The following is an 18,283-nucleotide window of genomic DNA, read 5'->3' on the forward strand; positions in this document are numbered from 1 at the left end:
ACGGTCAAGACATCACTTGTCTCGCATAAGTGGATAAAAGGCCCGCTCCTCTCTCGATGGGTGGATTCCCTGGCTGCTCCGGACTCCCGCAGTGGGGAATACGTGCGCGGCGAACGGACTTCCTGCTGCTGGGGGAGCCGGCGTCCGGCCCGGGTACCCCAGACGTGAACGGAGAGGGAGCCGATGTCTCAGGCGTACGTGTTCACCCGCAACGGCGGACCGGAGGTGGAGGCCCTCGTCGACCGCGACACACCCGTGCCCGGTCCCGGAGAACTGCTCGTCGCCGTCCGGGCGGCCGGGGTCAACCCGGTGGACTGGAAGCTGCGCACCGGGTACACCCGGCCCGGCAGCGAACCGCAGCCGTTTCCCACCGCTTTCGGCAGTGAGGCCGCGGGGGTCGTCGAGGCCACGGGCCCGGGCGTCGAGGGATTCGCGGTCGGGGACGAGGTCTTCGGCAACCCGGTGACGGGCGGGTACGCCGAGCACACCCTGCTGCCCGTCGCCGTGACCGCCCACAAGCCGGCCGCGCTCTCGTTCGCCGACGCGGCGGTGCTGCCGGTCGCGGCGGCCACGGCCTACGACGGAGTGCGCCAGCTCGGCCTCGACCCGGAGTCCGTACTGCTGGTCACGGGCGCCGGCGGAGGGGTGGGCAGCGCCGCGGTGCAGCTCGCACGCCATGCGGGCGTCCGGGTCGTCGGCGTGGCGGGCGCGGCCAAGAAGGAGTTCGTCGAGTCGCTCGGCGCGATCCATGTGGAATCCGGCGCGGGACTTGCCGAGCGGGTACGGGCGGCGGCACCCGGCGGCATCGACGCCGTCTTCGACCTGGCCGGCGGCGACGCCCTGCGTGAAGCGGCCTCGCTGCTCGCGGACCCGGCCCGGCTGATCAGCGCCGGCGACAAGCCGCTGGTGGCCGAGCTCGGCGGGGCGCCCGTCCTGCGGGCCCGCAACGCCGCGGTGCTCGACGCGGTGGCGGCCCTCGTCGTCTCCGGCGCCCTGCGCACGCATGTCACCCGGACCCACCCGCTCACGGCGGCGGGCGAGGCGCTGCGTGCGGTCGAGGAAGGTCATGCGCTCGGGAAGACCGTGATCGAGGTGACCGCATGACCGGGTCGCCGGCCCACGGCACCGCCGCGCACCCCCTCGACGACCCGGTGGGCTCGTCGCTGCGGGGGCCGCACGCCCACTTCGCCGAGCGCCGCGGCCGCATCCTGCGCTATCCGGCGTCCGTCACCCCCTGGCTCGCCCTCCCGGACCGGCCGGAGGCCACCGACTGGGCCGATGCGGCCGCACTCGCGGGACCCGGCGGCATCGTCACCGTCACCGCCTTCCGTGAGCGGCCGCCGGAGGACTGGGAGGTCGTCTTCGACGCGGAGGGCGTCCAGCTGGTGGACGTGGCGGTCGAGGCGGCTCCCTTCCCGGAGGCCGTCCGGCTCGGCCCCGCCGATGTGCCGGACATGCTGGACCTGGTCGCACGCACCCGGCCCGGCCCGTTCGAGACCCGCACGATCGAGCTCGGTACGTACCTCGGCGTGCGACGCGACGGGGTACTCGTCGCCATGGCGGGGGAGCGCATGCGCCCGCCGGGCCACAGCGAGATCAGCGGCGTCTGCACGGACGAGTCGGTCCGCGGGCAGGGACTCGCCGGCGGACTCGTGCGGGCCGTCGCCCACGAGATCAGGGCGCGCGGCGAAACACCCTTCCTGCACGCCGCCGCGTCCAACGCCAACGCCGTCCGGCTCTACGAGTCGCTGGGCTTCGCCCTCCGCCGCCGCACGCCGTTCCTCTCGGCGCTCGTCCCGGGGAACCCGCCGATACGTGTGCCCGGCGCCGCCCGGGACGACGTCCGTGAGCCGGCCACGCGCTGATCGCGGGTCCGGGGATCTCCGGGCGCCGAAGGCCCGTGTCCCGGCCACGCGCTGATCGCGGGTTCAGGGGCCGCCGGGCGTCGAAGGCCCGTGTCCCGCCTCCGGCCCGTGAACTGCGGGCCGGAGGCTCTTGCCGGCACGGTTCTCGGGACCTTCGGCGCACCGTGTGAGGGCGTAAGCCTCGTGTGCTCCCCGTCGCGCCTCGGGTGCACTGGAAGGGAACGCCGGCGCCGGGCCGGCTGATCCCGGGAGGAGGCGGCCGTGCGCATCGGGCTCCAGCAGCTGTCGGCGACGCGTGGAGCGGGGCTCACGGGGACGGAGACCGGCGAGCCGGCCGGCGGGGCGCAGCGCGTGGGCAACCGGGCGCTGTTCGGCGGCCTGGTGCTGCTGACCGCCGTGACCGTCCTGCTCGACATGTGGTCCGGTGACGAACTGCGTCTCGTGCCGTTGCTGGTCGTCGTGCCCGCCCTCGTCTCCGTGTTCGGGACGATCCGGCAGACCGTGGGCGTGGCCTCCTGGATCATGGTGGTGGCCGTCGCCTCGCGCCTCGTCACCGGCGGGACGTTCTGGGACATCACCAGCAGCGTCGTCTTCACGGTGCTGGCCTGTTTCCTCGGCGTCGGCGCCTGCGCGCTGCGCATCCGCCATGCCACCGAGATAGCCAGGCTGCGCTCTGCCGCCGTCGCGCTCCAGCGACAGATCCTGCGACCGCTGCCCATCGTCACCGACCAGGTCGTCGCCCACGGCACGTACGCGCCGATCGAGGAGGACCGTCTGGTCGGCGGCGACATCTACGAGGTCGTGTCGTCGCCCTACGGGACCCGGGTGATCATCGGGGACGTCCAGGGCAAGGGGCTCGCCGCGATCGGGGCGGGCTTCGCCGTGCTCGGCGCCTTCCGTGAGGCGGCCATCCGTGAGCCCACGCTGACCGGCGTCGTCGACGCCCTGGAGGACGCGGTCGCCCGGCACAACACCTTCTCCGCCCAGACCGGCGAGATCGAGCGCTTCGTCACCGCACTGGTGCTCGGATTCGACGGTGACGGACGCGTCCAGGCCGTCAACTGCGGACATCTGCCGCCCCGCCTGCTGCACGACGGTGTGGCCCGCCCCGTCCCGCTGCGCCGGACCTCGGTGCCACTGGGCCTGGCCGAGCTCGGCAGCGAGGCGCGGGTCACCGAGTGGCTGGACCTCCCGTCCGGCGCGACGCTGCTGATGTTCACCGACGGAGTGACGGAGGCCCGTGACGCGGCAGGCGCCTTCTACCCGCTGGACGCCCGGCTGGGCCACTGGGCGCACCAGGGCCCCCGGGAACTGCTCGACGCGCTCCATCAGGACCTGGAGGAGTTCTCCGACGGCGTGCGGCGCGACGACATAGCCGTGCTCGCCGTTGGGTGGACGCCGTCCGGCGGCGTCCCGCGGCCCGAGGGCCCGGACCGCGGTGCGAGGCGAGCCGCCGAGGCGTTCAGCCGCGGCTAGCCGCGCCGCGTCACTCGAAAGAGGCGTGCGCTCCCCCCCCATGCATGTCCCGATGAGACTTATGTCGCGTCGGGACATTTTTGGGTGTACGGTGCAGGTATGAACCGGGAACGGAAGACCCCGGAGAGGCGGAGCCGCAAGGCGCGCCGTACCCGGGACACACTGGCCCAGGCCGCGTTCGAGCTCGTGCTCGACAAGGGTCTGCGGGAGGTGACGGTCGAGGAGATCGCGGAACGCGCCGATGTCGACCGCCGCACCTTCAGCCGGTACTTCGCGAGCAAGGAGGCCGCCGTCCTGGACTCGGTCCGGGGTGACGGTGACCGGATCAATGACGCCCTGCGGGACCGGCCCGCCGGCGAACCCCCGCTCACCGCTTACCGCCGGGCCGTTCTGGACTGGCTGGCGGACCCCGGGGCGGAGGCCTGGCACCGCCGCCCGAGGATCTTCGAACTACTGGTCCTCGCCGAGCGGGAGCCGACCCTCTACGCGGCGTTCCACCACATCCGGGTGGACGCCCAGGAGGACTCGCTGGCCATCGTCGCCGAGCGGCTCGGAGTCGACCCGCGGCAGGACATCCGCCCTGCCGTGACGGTCGCGGCCGGAGCCGGAGCACTGCTCGCCGCCCAGGTCGCCTGGGTGCGCGGAGGCTGCCCCGACGAGTTGCCCCGACTGGTCGAGCAGGCATTCGACGCCCTCTCGGGGGAGCTCATCCAGGAGCCCGCCGGACCGGCGTCACACAGCACCACGGAAGGAAACGGAACATCATGAGCACCACCCCCACCCCCGCCGACCAGGAATTCGCCGGCCGCAGCGCCCTCGTCACCGGAGGAGCGTCCGGCATCGGCCTGGCGCTGGCCCACCGGCTCGCCGCCTCCGGCGCGTCCGTCGTCGTGGCCGACTACGACGAGACGAGCGCCCGCAAGGCCGTCGCCGAGCTGGAGAGCACCGGAGCCAAGGCTGCCGCCGTGGCCATGGACGTCACCGACCCCGCCTCCGTCGAAGCGGGCGTCCGGTTCGCCGTCGACACCTTCGGCGCCCTGCACCTCGCCGTGAACAACGCCGGCATCGGCGGACCGAGCAGCCCGACCGGCGAGTACGCCGTCGAGGACTGGGACCGGGTCGTCGCCACCAACCTGAGCGGCGTCTTCTACTCGATGCGCTACGAACTCCCCGCCATCGTCGCCTCGGGCGGCGGCGCGATCGTCAACATGTCGTCGATCCTGGGCACCAACGGCTTCGCGGGCTCACCCGCGTACGTCGCGGCCAAGCACGGGGTCGTCGGCCTCACCAAGACGGCGGCCCTCGAATACGCCGCACAGAACGTGCGCGTGAACGCGGTCGGCCCCGGCTTCATCGACACCCCGCTGCTGCGCAACACCGAAGGCCCGGCCCGGGACCACCTGATCTCGCTGCACCCGGCGGGACGCCTCGGCACGGCGGAGGAAGTGGCGGAGCTCGCCGCCTTCCTGCTCTCCGACCGCGCCTCCTTCATCCACGGCAGCTACCACCTGGTGGACGGCGGCTACTCCGCCTCCTGAGTGGCGGACGGGGGACCGGGGGGCGAGAAATAGAGCAAGAGCGCAATGGAGCAGGAGAGGTCGAGGAGGACCCCATGAAAGCCGTTCAGTACCGCGAAGTCGGCGCCGCACCCGAGGTCGTCACCATTCCCGATCCGGAGCCCGGCCCGGGGCAGGTGCTGCTGAAGGTCACCGCGGCAGGTGTCTGCCACTCGGACATCGCGGTGATGAGCTGGCCCGCGGAAGAGTTCCCCTACCCGCTTCCGCTCACCCTGGGCCACGAGGGCGTCGGCACCATCGCCGCGCTCGGTGACGGCGTCAGCGGCCTCGCGGTCGGCGAGTCCGTCGCCGTGTACGGGCCCTGGGGCTGCGGCACGTGCATCAAGTGCGCCGAGGGCAAGGAGAACTACTGCCTGCGGGCCAAGGAGCTCGGCATCAACCCGCCCGGGCTCGGCTCGCCCGGCGCCATGGCCGAGTACATGATCGTCGACGACCCGCGCCACCTGGTCCCGCTCGGTGACCTCGACCCCGTGCAGGCCGTACCGCTCACCGACGCCGGCCTCACCCCGTACCACGCGATCAAGCGCTCCCTGCCGAAGCTGGTGCCCGGCGCGACCGCCGTCGTCATCGGTACCGGCGGACTCGGTCACGTCGCCATCCAGCTGCTGCGCGCCATGACAGCGGTCCGGGTCATCGCCCTCGACGTCACGGACGACAAGCTCGCCCTGGCCCGCGAGGTCGGAGCGCACGAGACCGTCCTGTCCGACGAGCACGCCGCGGACCGGATCCGTGAGCTGACCGGCGGCGTCGGCGCCCAGGTCGTCCTCGACTTCGTAGGCGCCCCGCCGACCGTCGCAACGGCCGGCGCCGCGGCCGCCATCGACTCCGACGTCACCATCGTCGGCATCGGCGGCGGAAGTCTGCCGGTGGGCTTCGGCTCCCTGCCGTTCAGCACGACGGTGACGGCGCCCTACTGGGGCTCGCGCTCCGAGCTGGCCGAAGTCCTCGACCTGGCCCATGCCGGCGCGGTCAAGGTCCACGTCGAGACGTACTCGCTGGACGAGGCGCCGCTGGCCTACGAGCGGCTGCACGACGGCAAGATCAACGGCCGCGCCGTCATCCTTCCCAACGGCTGACGCCCGAGCCCCCTCACGACCCTGCGGGCCGTCGCGCTGCGCGTCGGCCCGCATCGTCCTGCCCGGGGCCGATGCGCGACGCACCGCCCCGGGCGGATACTGCCCCCATGGAATTCGCTGCCCTGATGACGCTGCCCGTCCTGGTCATCGCCCTGACCGTCGCCGCCTTCCTCGACCAGCTGCTGCTCCGGGCGGGGCGGGCAGGCCTGCTGCCGTGGCGCAACAGTGCCCGGCAGGGCCAGATCTCCGCGACCGGATTCGAGCAGCTGCACGCGACGTTCTCGCCCGGCAAACAGAGCGAGCTCAAGGAACGCCGGAGCGCGCTGCTGCTGCGCGACGACGAGGAGGACGGCGCCCCGCCCCACCGCTCGACCGTCGACCTCGACGGCGGGCTCGCCGTCATCCGCCTGCGACAGCGGTGACGTGGCCCGGCTCCCGGGCCGGGCGCGTGATCGTGTGCTTCGGGGAATCGTCGCCCACGAGGCCGGACCCGCGGGCGGGTCGATCAGGACGGCGTCCTGCTCTTCGAGGTGCACGGCGCACGGGCCCGGGGGTGTGGGTGGCCAGGACGCGGAAGCTGCCGCGGGTCATGGCCTGGTCATCGACGTTGGGCAAGCGGACGGACCGGGCCGTGCCGCAGGCGCACAGGCCCGGCCCGGTCGTGCCGGCCTACGCGCGGCGGGACGAGACGGGCGCACCGCCGCAGTGTCGTGTCCGCGGGCGGCCGTCACTGATGCGGAACGACGATGCCGGCTGCGCGCAGGTTCGCCTCGATCAGCGTGTTCAACCGGGCGATGGACGGTGAGTGGTCTTCCCGGTGGTGGTTGACCATTGCGTACCGGGAGGCGGCGTCGGGCTGGTTCTGAAACCCGCTCGGCATCTCCAGCAGCGCGCGGTCGGCCAGCAGCTTGTCGGTCAGCGTGGACGCCAGCTCCTCGATCCGCGGGTCGTCCGGATCCCAGGACCTCGCATCCCAGCCGCGCTTGGTCAGCTCTACGGACTCGGGATCGTCAAGTGAATGTGCGAGCCGGGTCAGGAAGCTGTCGAAGATCTCCGGAACCAGTGCCCGGGCCAGCACCAGGGCCTCCCGTTGAGCGGCCACGTAGTCGGGACCGAAGCCGAGTTCGGCGAGTCGGTCCAGCACTGCGCAGGCCCGGTCGGGCAGCAGGGCCCGGTCGCCGTGGCCGAGTCGGTGCAGCCTGTCGCGGCGCGCGATCAGGTCGTCGATCTGTTCGGTGAGCTGGTGATGGATGTCGTCCAGGGTGGCGGCGAACGTCCGGGGGTCGGCGTCGAGCAGGTCACTGACCTCGGCCAGCGGGACGCCGGCTGCGGCCAGGGTCCGGACCTGGACCAGCCGGAACAGCTCATCCGACCGGTAACGGCGGTAGCCGGAGCCGTCGCGTTCCGGCTCGGTGACCAGGCCGAGCCGGTGATAGTGCCGGACGGTCTTGATGGTGACACCGACGAACGCCGCCGCCTGACCGATCGTGAGTCCGTCTGCCATCGGCTCGGCTCACCTCCGTGTAGTGGGCGGCCGCGGTCTCGCGAACCGCTTCGGCGACGGCCGGGAAGTCCGGACGATCACAGGGGCGAGGATAACGCGCACCTTCCGTCCCGTCCCTCCCGCTGCCGGGCGGGCCCGTGACGCCTGCGGGCAGGTGCCGGTCACCCCTTGTCGCGGCGGGGAGTTGACCTTGACCTCGGGTCAAGGCTGCAGGCTCTGTACACACAGCCGCTGGAAGGGCCGGGCAGCCACCGGGGCCGCCGTGAGAGCCCGCACTGTGAACAGGAGATTCATCATGGGAACGAGCAACAGCGACTTCTTCGACGCGGGGCTGCTCCGGCTGCGCGAGGTGCTGACACGGCATGTCGAGTCCAAGAAGATTCCCGGCCTCGTCGCCCTGGTCAGCCATGGCGGCCGGACACACGTCGAAGCGATCGGGACAATGCGTCACGACGGTGGTCCGCCGATGCGCCGCGACACGATCTTCCGGATGGCGTCCGCGTCCAAACCGGTCACGATGGCGGCGGCGATGATCCTGCTCGACGAGTGCCGGCTGCGGCTGGACGACCCGGTGGATCCATGGCTGCCCGAACTCGCCGACCGGCAGGTGCTGAGGCGGCCCGACGGTCCGCTGGACGACACGGTGCCGGCACAGCGCCCGATCACCGTACGGGACCTGCTGACCTCGACGTTCGGGCTCGGAGTGGACTTCGATTCGATGGCTTCCCCGATCAGGGCCGCGACCTTCGAGCGCCTCGACTACAGCGTGGCATCCGGGCCGGCGCCCGAGCAGGACGAGTGGATGCGCCGCCTCGGCGAGCTGCCGCTTCAGTACCAGCCCGGAGCGCGGTGGCAGTACGACCTCAGCAACGAGGTGGCCGGTGTGCTCGTCTCCAGAGTCGCCGGGCAGTCCTTGGAGGCGTTCCTGCGCGAACGCGTCCTCGACCCGCTGGGGATGAAGGACACCGCGTTCCACGTGCCCGCCGACAAGATCGACCGACTGCCGCCCCTGTACGGGCCCGACCCGCAGACCGGCGAGTTCGTGGTGTGGGACGAGGCGGCGGGGGGAAGGTCCAGCGTCCCTCCCGCGTTCCAGGGCGCCGGCGGCGGGCTGGTCTCCACCGTCGACGACTACCACGCCTACTTCCGGATGCTGCTGAACCACGGGATGCACGGCAGCGAACGGATCCTGTCCCGGGCCGCCGTCGAGCTGATGACCACCAACCGTCTCTCGCCCGGTCAACTGGCCGCCCGGGAAGCGATGTTCAACAACATCGCCCATCTGTCGTCCGGTCAGGGGGCCTACGGTGGCTGGGGCTTCGGAATGGCGGTGCGCACACATCGCAGCGACTACGCGCCCATCGGCCAGTTCGGCTGGTTCGGCGGTACCGGCACCACCGCCTACGCGGACAGGACCAACCAGCTCACCGGAGTCCTGCTCACCCAGGTCGGGCTGTCCACCCCGGATTCACCGCGTGCCATGAACGACTTCTGGACCACGCTCTACCAGGCCATCGACTGACAACGAGCCCGACCGCCACGTTCCGGACGAGGGCGCAGACAGGAGTCCGGGGCCGGGTGCCATTCCCCGTCGGCGGCGCCCGGCTCACGCAGGCGCGGGCCTCCGGGCAGGGGCGGGGACGGCGCGGCTCGGGTCCGGAGAAATGGAGCCGACAGATCACGCAGCCCCCCGGCTACACTCACCTCATGGGTTCGTACTACTTCTTCCGCTGACTCCGGCCAGGGCCGCCGCCGCGCACCGTCGGGCATCACCTCGTGATGCCCGGGCAGGCCATGCGCACCGCCCCCCCCGGACCGTCCGGAAGCCCCCGCCCGCCGCGCCCCGTCCCGGGCCGCCGAGGCACCCGACCCTCAGGGAACCCGCCACCATGTCCCTCCCGCACGACCGCGCCCAGCTGACCCTCAAGGACGTCTCCAAGGCCTACGGGGACCGTGCCGTCCTCGACCAGGTCTCACTCACCGTCCGCCCCGGCGACCACGTCGGTGTCATCGGCGAGAACGGATCCGGCAAGTCCACCCTCCTGCGGCTGACCGCCGGCGCCGAGACACCCGACAGCGGCGAGATCACCGTCCGCTTCCACGGCGGCACCGGCTACCTCTCCCAGACGCTCGACCTCGATCCCACCCGCACCGTCCAGGACGCCGTCGACACGGCCCTAGCCGGACTGCGCGCACTGGAGCGGCGCATCCGAGCCGCCGAAGCGGCGCTCGCCACCCCGGACGGCGCCGATGACACTCAGCTGGCCGCGTACGGAGACCTGCTGACGGAGTACGAGGAACGCGACGGATACCGGGCCGACGCCCGGACCGAGGCGGCACTGCACGGCCTCGGACTCGGACACCTCACCCGGGAGCGCACGCTCGGCAGCCTCTCCGGCGGCGAACAGTCCAGGCTCGCGCTCGCCTGCGTCCTGGCCTCGGGCCCCGAACTGCTGCTCCTCGACGAACCGACCAACCACCTCGACCTCCGGGCCGTCACCTGGCTGGAGGACCAGCTGCGCGCGCACCGCGGCACTCTCGTCGTGATCACCCACGACCGTGCGTTCCTGGAACGGACCACCACCGTGATCGTCGAGGTCGACCGGGATCTGCGCAGCGTCGTCCGTTACGGCGACGGCTGGGAGGGCTACCGCACGGCGAGGGCCGCCGCCCGCCGCCGCTGGGCGCAGGACCACCAGGAATGGCTGGACGAACTGGCCCGTACCGAAGAACTCGTGAACGGGGCGGGAAAACGGCTCGCCGCCACCGGCAAGGACCCGGGGGAGGGCTGGGGCAAGTACCGCCGCTCGCACGAGGCGAAGCTGTCCGGCCAGGTCAGAGCGGCCAGAACCCGGCTGGAGGGACTGCGCAGGCAGCCCGTGGCACCGCCGCCGCAGCCGCTGCGATTCTCCGCCGGACTGGCCCTGGCCTCCGACGGCGACAGGCGCCGCGGGCCACTGGTGGAGCTCGATTCCGTAGCGGTGGGCGACCGGCTGGACCTGCCCGCGCTGCGGGTGGCCGAGGGACAGCGCCTGCTCGTGACGGGGCCCAACGGGGCCGGGAAGTCGACTCTGCTCAGGGTCCTCGCAGGTGACCTCGCCCCCGGCACGGGCACGGTGCGCCGCCGCGCCCGGATCGGCTACCTCCCCCAGGAACTCCCCGCCCGGCCGACCCGACGCACCCTGCTGGCGACGTTCGCGGCCGGGCGGCCCGGTCCTGCGGACGAGTACACCGAGATGCTCCTGGCGCTCGGTCTCTTCCGCGCGGAGGACCTGCTCGTTCCGGTGGCCGCGCTCTCCGTCGGACAGCAGCGCAGGCTGGCGCTGGCCCGGCTGGTCACCCGCCCCGCCGACCTGCTGGTGCTGGACGAACCGACCAACCACATCGCCCTGGACCTGGTGGAGGAACTGGAGGCGGCGCTGGCGGCGTACGAGGGAGCCGTCGTGGTCGTCTCGCACGACCGCAGCTTCCGGAGCCGCTTCACGGGCGACCGGCTGGAGCTGCACGCCGGCCGGCCCGTCGCCCGCGCCTGACCACGGCCACGGGCGCGCCGGGGGCGGACGCGGGTTCCTCAGGTCCCGCCACCGTGCGCGGCGGGGCCCCGTCCGCCCGTCAGACGGTCCCGCAGCCGGTCCACGAAGACCCGCTGTCCCTCGACCAGCCGCTCGGCCGCCGGCTCCGGCGCACACCAGGCGAAACGGTCGATCTCCGGGAACTCCCGCCGCACACCGGAACCCCGCGGCCACTCCATCGTGAACGTCCCCGGGACCGCCGTCGCCGGATCGAGATCGCCCTCCACGGCCCACACCGTCACGATCTTGCCGCCGGCCTGACGCGACTCGCCCAGCGGCAGCCACGCGCCGTCCGGCACCGGGTGCCCGAACTCCTCCTCGAACTCCCGCCGGGCCGCCGCCTCCGCTCCTTCCTCGGGGCCGTACTCGCCCTTGGGCACCGACCAGGCCGCACGCTCCCTGCGTGCCCAGAACGGCCCGCCCATGTGTCCGATGAGGACTTCGAAGCCGGTGCCGCGGTGGCGGAACAGGAGGAGACCGGCGCTGCGCCTGGCCGGATCGCGGGGTGTCATGCCGTCAAGTGTGGGCGTTGCGGCGGGTGAGCACCCGGACGACAGGCCGGCCTAGACCTTGCGGTAGCCGTACGCCTCCGACGCCGCGGCCATCACCGCGTCCAGGTCGCCGCCGGCCGACGCGGTGACCACGGCGGCCACCGCCCCCTCCACGAACGGCGCGTCCACCAGGCGCGCCCCGTCCGGGAGCTCGTCGCCCTCGGCCAGCATCGCCTTCACCGTCAGCACGGCGCTGCCCAGGTCGACGAGGACCGCGACGCCCGCGCCGCCGTCGACGGCCCGGGCGGCCTCCGCGATGAGCTCCGCACTGGTCCCGAGCCCGCCCGCGGGTGTGCCGCCGGCCGCGGCCACCGGCGCTGTCGCGCCGCCCGCCGCAAGCCCTCTCGCCAGGCCGGCCACCGCCTCGGCCACCGGGCCGCTGTGCGACACCAGCACGATCCCGACCTGCTTGTCCGTGCTCACACGGCACCTCCCGCCGCCGTGGCGGCCGAATCCGCGAGCGCCGCGATCAGCAGCGCGGCCGACGCAGCCCCCGGATCCTGGTGCCCGACACTCCGCTCACCCAGGTAACTCGCCCGGCCCTTGCGCGCCCGCAGGGGGACGGTCGCCAGTGCGCCCGCCCGTGCCGCGTCCGCTCCCGCCTCGAACGACGTCGCGAGCGCCTCGACGGCCGGCAGCAGCGCGTCGAGCATCGTCTTGTCACCCGCCTGCGCCCCGCCCAGCTGGGCCACCGCCGCCACGCCCTCGCCGAGCGCGCGCGCCAGTTCCCCCGCGGTGACGGCGGGCGCGTCACCGAGCGACTTTCCGGTACGCCGCAGCAACGTTCCGTACAGAGGTCCCGACGCGCCTCCGACCGTCGAGATCAACTGCCGCCCGGCCAGCATCAGTACGGCGCCCGGGGTCGGCGGCGGCTCCTTGTCCAGCGCGGCCGAGACCGCGGTGAACCCGCGTTGCAGATTGCTGCCGTGGTCGGCGTCCCCGATCGCGGAGTCGAGCTCGGTCAGATGTGCCGCCTCACGGTCGACCGAGACAGCGGTCGTGGACATCCAGCGGTGGAAGAATTCGGCGTCGAGCACATGCGCTCCTCGGTGCGTCGGATGAATCGGCATCCCGGCAGGGGGCGGGCGGGTCAGCGGCCCCAGCGCAGTGCGGGTGTCTGCACCGGCGCGTCCCAGAGCCGTACCAGCTCCTCGTCCACCTGGCAGAGCGTCACCGAACAGCCCGCCATGTCGAGCGAGGTCACATAGTTGCCCACGAGGGTACGGGCCACCACCACGCCGCGCTCGGAGAGCACCCGCTGCACCTCGGCGTTGAATCCGTACAGCTCCAGCAGCGGTGTCGCGCCCATCCCGTTGACGAGCGCGAGCACCGGACCCCGCGGCCGCAGATCCTCCAGCACCGCGTCGACCGCGAAGTCGGCGATCTCCCGCGAGGTCATCATCGGGCGCCGCTCCCGTCCCGGCTCGCCGTGGATCCCCACCCCGAGTTCGAGTTCGCCGGGCGGCAGATCGAAGGTGGGGGAGCCCTTGGCGGGCGTGGTGACCGAGGTCAGCGCCACGCCGAAACTCCGGGACGCCTCGTTGACCTGCCGCGCGAGGGCCGCCACCCGGTCCAGCGGCGCGCCCTCCTCCGCAGCGGCCCCGGCGATCTTCTCGACGAACAGGGTCGCTCCGGTGCCCCGGCGCCCGGCCGTGAACAGGCTGTCGGTGACCGCCACATCGTCGTTGACGAGCACCTGGGCGACCTGCACGCCCTCCTCGTCGGCGAGTTCGGCGGCCATCTCGAAGTTGAGCACGTCGCCGGTGTAGTTCTTCACGACGAACAGCACCCCCGCGCCGCTGTCGACGGCGGCGGCGGCCCGCACCATCTGATCCGGCACGGGAGAGGTGAACACCTCGCCGGGGCAGGCGGCCGAGAGCATGCCGGGTCCGACGAAGCCGGCATGGAGCGGTTCATGACCGGACCCGCCACCGGAGACCAGGGCGACCTTCCCGGCCACGGGCGCGTCGCGCCGTACGACGACACGGTTCTCGACGTCCACGGTCAGTTCGGGATGGGCGGCGGCCATGCCGCGCAGCCCGTCGGCGACCACGGTTTCAGGGACGTTGATCAGCATGCGCAACGGAATCTCCCAGGAAGGCTGTCGACGCTGGACCACCACCGTAGGACGCCGGAGGCCCTGTGCGAAGAACCGCGCATACCCGCTCCCGCGTGAGGTTCCGCCGAGGACTCCGCAGCAGCGGGCGGACCTGCCGCCCCGCAGGCGAACCGCGCGCGGGCTACGCTGTCGGGCGCGGTCGTGGCTCCACTCCTCCTGCGGACATCTCCTTGCGGACAGGTGATCTGATTTGCTGTACATCGCGTTCCTGCGCGGAATGAACGTACCGGGCCGTTCGGTGAAGATGGAGTACCTGCGCGGTCTGTTCACGGAGATGGGGTTCGACTCCGTACGCAGCTACATCCAGAGCGGGAACGTCTTCTTCGAGTCGCAGGAGACGGACCGGGCCGTGCTCGGTGACCGTATCCGCGAACGGCTGACCGGGGAACTCGGCTACGAGGTCGCGGTCTGTCTGCGTACGGTGCCGGAACTGGAGGCGCTGATCGCGCTCGACCCGTTCCGGAAGGTCACGGTCACCGACGACCTTCGCTGCTGCGTGGTCTTCACGACCGAACGCATCGACCCGGAGCTTTCGCTGCCGATGCTCTCTCCGAAGAAGGACATGGAGATCATCGGCAGCACCGGGTACGAGGCCTTCGTCGTCTGGTACCTGATCAAGGGCAGGGCGCCCGCCGCGAAGGGGTTCCAGGAGCGCGTCCTGGGCCACGACGCGACGACGCGCTTCTTCCACACCGTGGTGAAGATCCTCGCCGCGGCCAAGAAGGGCGCGGCCTGACGGACGGGCCGGGCTCGCCGGCCGGGCCGGGCCGGTGCGACAGGTCCGCGCTGTCCGGCGTCCCGGGACACCGGCGGCCGCGGTGCCGCTCCGGCTCCGGACCTGGTGCGGATCACCGGCCTCACCGAGGCGTAGCGGCGGGGCGGGCGGGTCAGGTGCGGTCGATGTGCACGCTGGTCGACTTCACGCGGGCGGTCGCCGTCATGCCGACCTCCAGTCCGAGCTCCTCGACGGCCTCCCTGGTCAGCAGCGACACGAGCCGGTGCGGACCGGCCTGGATCTCCACCTGCGCCGCCACGTCCCCGAGCTTGACCGCGGTGACGATGCCCGGAAAGGCGTTGCGCGCGGAGGTGTACGAGACCTCCTCCTCGCCTGTGCCGTTCTGCGCGACCTCCACCGAGAACGCGGCCAGGTCGCGGCCGTCGATGAGGCGACGGCCGCCCTCCTCGCGATGGGTGGCGACGCGGCCGGCGTCCGCCCAGCGCCGCGCGGTGTCCGGGCTGACGCCCAGCAGGCGGGCGGCCTGCCCGATGGTGTAGGTCTGCATATCCGGCACTCTAGGGCACATAAAGTTGCATATGCAAGCTTAATCTGCGCAAGTCTTGGTGAATGCGAGGTCTGATCCACGTCAGTGGGCCGGGTGGCTCTGTCGGGGTGAGGAATCGGCGCGTGCGCCCTAGGGTGCGAGCCATGGCAGAGAGTGCGGGGTACCGGGGTTCTGCGGGCCGGGACGAGGGCTCCGCCGCGGGAGCGGACACCCCCGACCCCCGGCGGTGGCGAGCGCTCGCGGTCTGCCTGGTCGCGGGCTTCATGACCCTGCTGGACGTGTCCATCGTCAATGTGGCCCTGCCCTCCATCCGGGAGGGCCTGCACACCCCCGAGTCCGATCTGCAGTGGGTGCTCTCGGGGTACGCACTGGCCTTCGGCCTGTTCCTGATCCCCGCCGGGCGCCTGGGCGACGCCCGCGGGCGTCGCGAGGTCTTCATGGCGGGGCTGGTGCTCTTCACCCTCTCGTCCGCGGCCTGCGGAGCCGCCCAGTCCAGCACCTGGCTCGTGATCGCCCGACTGGTCCAGGGGCTGGCGGGCGGTCTTCTCTCGCCGCAGATCTCCGCCCTCATCCAGCAGATGTTCTCCGGGCGGGAGCGCGGCCGGGCCTTCGGCATGTTCGGCACCGTGGTCGGCATCTCCACCGCCGTCGGCCCGCTGCTGGGCGGACTGCTCATCCAGGCGGCCGGGGCCGAGGAGGGCTGGCGCTGGGTGTTCTACGTCAACCTGCCGCTCGGGGCCGTCTGCCTCCTGCTGGCGCGGCGGCTCCTGCCGGACACGCCGTCCGCGGGCCCGGTGCGGCTGCGGGACCTCGACCCGCTCGGGATCCTGCTGCTGGGCGCGGGGGTGCTGGCTCTGCTGCTGCCGTTCGTCCAGGCCCATCAGTGGCCGGGCAACGGCAAGTGGCTGCTGCTGGCGGTCGCCGCCGTGCTGCTCGGCGTGTTCGTCGGCTGGGAGTCCCGGTGCGGGCGCCGCGGCACCCAGCCGGTCGTCGACCTCAGGCTCTTCCGGGTCCGCTCGTACTGGCTGGGGTGCCTGCTGATCCTGCTGTACTTCGCCGGCTTCACCTCGATCTTCTTCATCACCACGCTCTACCTGCAGAGCGGCCTGCACTACACCGCCCTGCAGGCAGGTCTGGCGATCACCCCGTTCGCCCTCGGATCCGCCGTCGCCGCGAGCCCGGGCGGCAGACTCGTCGGGCGGTACGGACGCCCCCTCGTCGTCGTGGGCATGGCCACCGTCGCGGTGGGACTGGCCGCGACCGCTCTCGCCGTCCACCTCGTGCCCGGCAGAGGCGCGGGATGGGCGATGGCCGCTCCGCTGCTGCTGGCCGGGCTGGGCAGCGGTCTTGTCATCGCGCCCAACCAGACCCTGACCCTGTCGCAGGTGCCGGTCGCCACGGCCGGCAGCGCCGGCGGGACCCTGCAGACCAGCCAGCGCGTCGGCTCCGCGATCGGGATCGCGGCCGTGGGCTCGGTGTTCTTCGCCCAGGTGGGATCCCAGGCATGGTCCACCGCATACGACCACGGGCTCATCGTCTCCGTCGCCTTCGTGCTCGCCGGACTCGTCGTGGCGCTGGCCGATGTGGGCGGGACCCGACGGGGCAGGAACCGTACACGGCAGTCCGCGTCCTCAACGGCGGACCACTGAGCGGATCACGGAGGAGACGCCATGAACGACGCCGACGGCACGGCACAGGACGGCAACCGGTCCTACGGGCACAAACCCTTCAAACGGTCCCGCAGCCACTTCGCGGACCGCATCACCGCCGACGGACGCGACGGCTGGCCCGTCGAGGCGGACCGCTACCGCCTCGTCGTCAGCCGGGCCTGCCCCTGGGCGAGCCGCGCCCTGGTCTCCCGCAGGCTGCTGGGCCTGGAGAGCGCCCTCTCGCTCGCCGTCGCCGACCCGCTTCAGGACGACCGCAGCTGGCGTTTCACGCTGGACCCGGACGGCCGGGACCCGGTGCTCGGCATCCGCTACCTGAGCGAGGCGTACGACGCGAGGGAGCGCGGCTACCCCGGCGGCGTCAGCGTCCCCGCGATCGTCGACGTCCCCAGCGGCAGGCTCGTCACCAACGACTACCAGCGGATCACCCTGGACCTCGCCACCGAGTGGACCGCGCTGCACCGCCCCGGTGCACCCGACCTCTACCCGGAGCCGTTGCGCGAGGAGATCGACGAGGTCATGGAAGGGATCTACCGCGACATCAACAACGGCGTGTACCGGGCCGGGTTCGCCGACGGCCAGAGCACGTACGAAAGCGCCTACGAGGCACTCTTCCGCCGACTGGACCAGGTGTCGCAGCGGCTGGCGGACCGGCGCTACCTCGTCGGCGACACGATCACCGAGGCCGACATCCGCCTCTTCACCACACTCGTGCGCTTCGACGCCGTCTACCACGGACACTTCAAGTGCAACCGCGCGAAACTGGCCGAGGACCCGGTTCTCTGGGCCTACCTGCGGGACCTCTACCAGACCCCCGGATTCGGGGACACCGTCGACTTCCACCACATCAAGCAGCACTACTACCGGGTCCACACCGGCATCAACCCCACCGGCATCGTGCCCACCGGACCCGATCTGGCCGGGTTCCTGACCCCGCACCACCGGGAACAGCTCGGCGGCCGCCCGTTCGGCGACGGCACCCCGCCCGGACCGGTGCCGGCCGGCGAACGGGTGCCCCCGCGACACCGGCCCTGAGCGCCCGTCCTACTCCGTTTCGTCCAAGCGGCCGGCGTAGTACTCGATGGCCGGACGGTACGCCTGGACCTGCGGATCCTCGCTGGTGGCGGCCGCCACCAGGAGCAGTGTCCGTACGGCTTCGCGGGACTCGCCCAGGTTGTACAGCGTCATGGCCAGGAACGTCCGCAGCGCGGCATCCTGCGCGAACTCGTCCAGTCCCCGGCCCAGCACCTCGCGTGCCTCCTCGTAGCGGCCCAGCACCCGCAGCGTGCTGCCGAGTCCGAGGAAGGCCCCGTGGCGGTCCTGCGCCGCAAGTCCGGTTCCGTTCAGCGCGCGCTCGTAGAACGGCACGGCCTCGGCCTCGAGTCCGAGGGAATCGTGCGACCAGGCGGCCTGATAGGCGAGGGCGGCGTCGTGCGGATGGCGCGCCGCCAGGCCCACCAGCTCCTCGTGCGCCCGCGGAGTCCTCTCCTCACGCAGGCGCACCGCCCGTGCCAGTGCCGCGTCCGCCGTCTCGTACTCGCTGTCGTTGCTCATGCCGGCGCACGCTGCCAGGCCGGCCCGGCCACCGCAAAA

General features: G+C 72.3%; 19 protein-coding genes. 12 read left to right on the top strand and 7 right to left on the bottom strand.

The window, feature by feature from the left end:
* Window positions 1–183 precede the first annotated feature (183 nt).
* From ACIQMX_RS11910 to ACIQMX_RS11940, 7 genes are all read left to right on the top strand, one after another.
* Complete coding sequence (locus ACIQMX_RS11910) at window positions 184–1,104, top strand: NADP-dependent oxidoreductase (protein ID WP_402476938.1); 921 nt, start codon at window positions 184–186, stop codon at window positions 1,102–1,104.
* A complete protein-coding gene (locus tag ACIQMX_RS11915) occupies window positions 1,101–1,865 on the top strand; it encodes a GNAT family N-acetyltransferase (protein WP_402476941.1) in 765 nt (254 codons plus the stop codon). Before ACIQMX_RS11910 ends, ACIQMX_RS11915 begins: the two co-directional genes overlap by 4 nt.
* Before the next feature lie 261 nt (window positions 1,866–2,126).
* Window positions 2,127–3,341 (top strand): PP2C family protein-serine/threonine phosphatase, encoded by a 1,215-nt coding sequence (locus ACIQMX_RS11920; protein WP_402476944.1) that lies wholly within the window; start codon window positions 2,127–2,129, stop codon window positions 3,339–3,341.
* A gap of 99 nt (window positions 3,342–3,440) precedes the next feature.
* A complete protein-coding gene (locus tag ACIQMX_RS11925) occupies window positions 3,441–4,109 on the top strand; it encodes a TetR family transcriptional regulator (protein ID WP_363077265.1) in 669 nt (222 codons plus the stop codon).
* Window positions 4,106–4,879, top strand: coding sequence for an SDR family NAD(P)-dependent oxidoreductase (locus tag ACIQMX_RS11930; RefSeq protein WP_402476947.1), 774 nt, complete (start codon window positions 4,106–4,108; stop codon window positions 4,877–4,879). The genes ACIQMX_RS11925 and ACIQMX_RS11930 overlap by 4 nt, the downstream gene beginning before the upstream one ends.
* 74 nt (window positions 4,880–4,953) lie before the next feature.
* Window positions 4,954–5,994, top strand: a complete 1,041-nt coding sequence (locus tag ACIQMX_RS11935; RefSeq protein WP_363077269.1) for an NAD(P)-dependent alcohol dehydrogenase — start codon at window positions 4,954–4,956, stop codon at window positions 5,992–5,994.
* Window positions 5,995–6,101: 107 nt separating this feature from the next.
* Window positions 6,102–6,416 (top strand): DUF6191 domain-containing protein, encoded by a 315-nt coding sequence (locus tag ACIQMX_RS11940; RefSeq protein WP_363077271.1) that lies wholly within the window; start codon window positions 6,102–6,104, stop codon window positions 6,414–6,416.
* Between the two features lie 305 nt (window positions 6,417–6,721).
* On the opposite strand, the gene ACIQMX_RS11945 is transcribed toward ACIQMX_RS11940, so the two are convergent.
* Window positions 6,722–7,498 (bottom strand): MerR family transcriptional regulator, encoded by a 777-nt coding sequence (locus tag ACIQMX_RS11945; protein WP_363077273.1) that lies wholly within the window; start codon window positions 7,496–7,498, stop codon window positions 6,722–6,724.
* A gap of 295 nt (window positions 7,499–7,793) precedes the next feature.
* Here ACIQMX_RS11945 and ACIQMX_RS11950 point away from each other — a divergent pair, with 295 nt between their 5' ends.
* Window positions 7,794–9,020 (top strand): serine hydrolase domain-containing protein, encoded by a 1,227-nt coding sequence (locus tag ACIQMX_RS11950; protein WP_402476952.1) that lies wholly within the window; start codon window positions 7,794–7,796, stop codon window positions 9,018–9,020.
* 367 nt (window positions 9,021–9,387) lie between these two features.
* Complete coding sequence (gene abc-f, locus ACIQMX_RS11955) at window positions 9,388–11,031, top strand: ribosomal protection-like ABC-F family protein (RefSeq protein ID WP_402476955.1); 1,644 nt, start codon at window positions 9,388–9,390, stop codon at window positions 11,029–11,031.
* A gap of 38 nt (window positions 11,032–11,069) precedes the next feature.
* On the opposite strand, the gene ACIQMX_RS11960 is transcribed toward abc-f, so the two are convergent.
* Genes ACIQMX_RS11960 through dhaK form a run of 4 tightly spaced genes read right to left on the bottom strand, consistent with a single transcriptional unit; the run spans window position 11,070 to window position 13,704 of the window.
* Window positions 11,070–11,582 carry an NUDIX domain-containing protein gene (locus ACIQMX_RS11960; protein ID WP_402476958.1) on the bottom strand — a complete coding sequence of 171 codons (513 nt, stop codon included), beginning with the start codon at window positions 11,580–11,582 and terminating at the stop codon, window positions 11,070–11,072.
* A gap of 51 nt (window positions 11,583–11,633) precedes the next feature.
* Window positions 11,634–12,044, bottom strand: coding sequence for a PTS-dependent dihydroxyacetone kinase phosphotransferase subunit DhaM (locus ACIQMX_RS11965; RefSeq protein ID WP_402476960.1), 411 nt, complete (start codon window positions 12,042–12,044; stop codon window positions 11,634–11,636).
* The gene (gene dhaL / locus ACIQMX_RS11970; protein WP_402476962.1) at window positions 12,041–12,658 is read right to left on the bottom strand and encodes a dihydroxyacetone kinase subunit DhaL; all 618 of its coding nucleotides are present in this window, start codon (window positions 12,656–12,658) and stop codon (window positions 12,041–12,043) included. The genes ACIQMX_RS11965 and dhaL overlap by 4 nt, the downstream gene beginning before the upstream one ends.
* Before the next feature lie 53 nt (window positions 12,659–12,711).
* Window positions 12,712–13,704, bottom strand: coding sequence for a dihydroxyacetone kinase subunit DhaK (gene dhaK / locus ACIQMX_RS11975; RefSeq protein ID WP_363077285.1), 993 nt, complete (start codon window positions 13,702–13,704; stop codon window positions 12,712–12,714).
* A 226-nt stretch (window positions 13,705–13,930) separates the two neighbouring features.
* Between dhaK and ACIQMX_RS11980 the strand changes: the two genes are divergently transcribed.
* Entirely contained in the window at window positions 13,931–14,476 is a 546-nt protein-coding gene (locus ACIQMX_RS11980) for a DUF1697 domain-containing protein (RefSeq protein ID WP_402476966.1), read from the top strand.
* Window positions 14,477–14,627: 151 nt separating this feature from the next.
* Here ACIQMX_RS11980 and ACIQMX_RS11985 read toward each other — a convergent pair whose 3' ends face one another.
* On the bottom strand, window positions 14,628–15,023 hold the full coding sequence (locus ACIQMX_RS11985; protein ID WP_219570362.1) for a molybdopterin-binding protein: 396 nt from the start codon (window positions 15,021–15,023) through the stop codon (window positions 14,628–14,630).
* A 143-nt stretch (window positions 15,024–15,166) separates the two neighbouring features.
* Between ACIQMX_RS11985 and ACIQMX_RS11990 the strand changes: the two genes are divergently transcribed.
* A complete protein-coding gene (locus ACIQMX_RS11990; RefSeq protein WP_363077289.1) occupies window positions 15,167–16,672 on the top strand; it encodes an MFS transporter in 1,506 nt (501 codons plus the stop codon).
* 21 nt (window positions 16,673–16,693) lie between these two features.
* The gene (locus ACIQMX_RS11995) at window positions 16,694–17,725 is read left to right on the top strand and encodes a glutathione S-transferase family protein (RefSeq protein WP_402476971.1); all 1,032 of its coding nucleotides are present in this window, start codon (window positions 16,694–16,696) and stop codon (window positions 17,723–17,725) included.
* Between the two features lie 9 nt (window positions 17,726–17,734).
* On the opposite strand, the gene ACIQMX_RS12000 is transcribed toward ACIQMX_RS11995, so the two are convergent.
* Window positions 17,735–18,244 (bottom strand): tetratricopeptide repeat protein, encoded by a 510-nt coding sequence (locus ACIQMX_RS12000; protein WP_402476973.1) that lies wholly within the window; start codon window positions 18,242–18,244, stop codon window positions 17,735–17,737.
* Window positions 18,245–18,283: the final 39 nt, after the last annotated feature.

Source organism: Streptomyces sp. NPDC091416, from assembly GCF_044756845.1.
GTDB lineage: Bacteria > Actinomycetota > Actinomycetes > Streptomycetales > Streptomycetaceae > Streptomyces.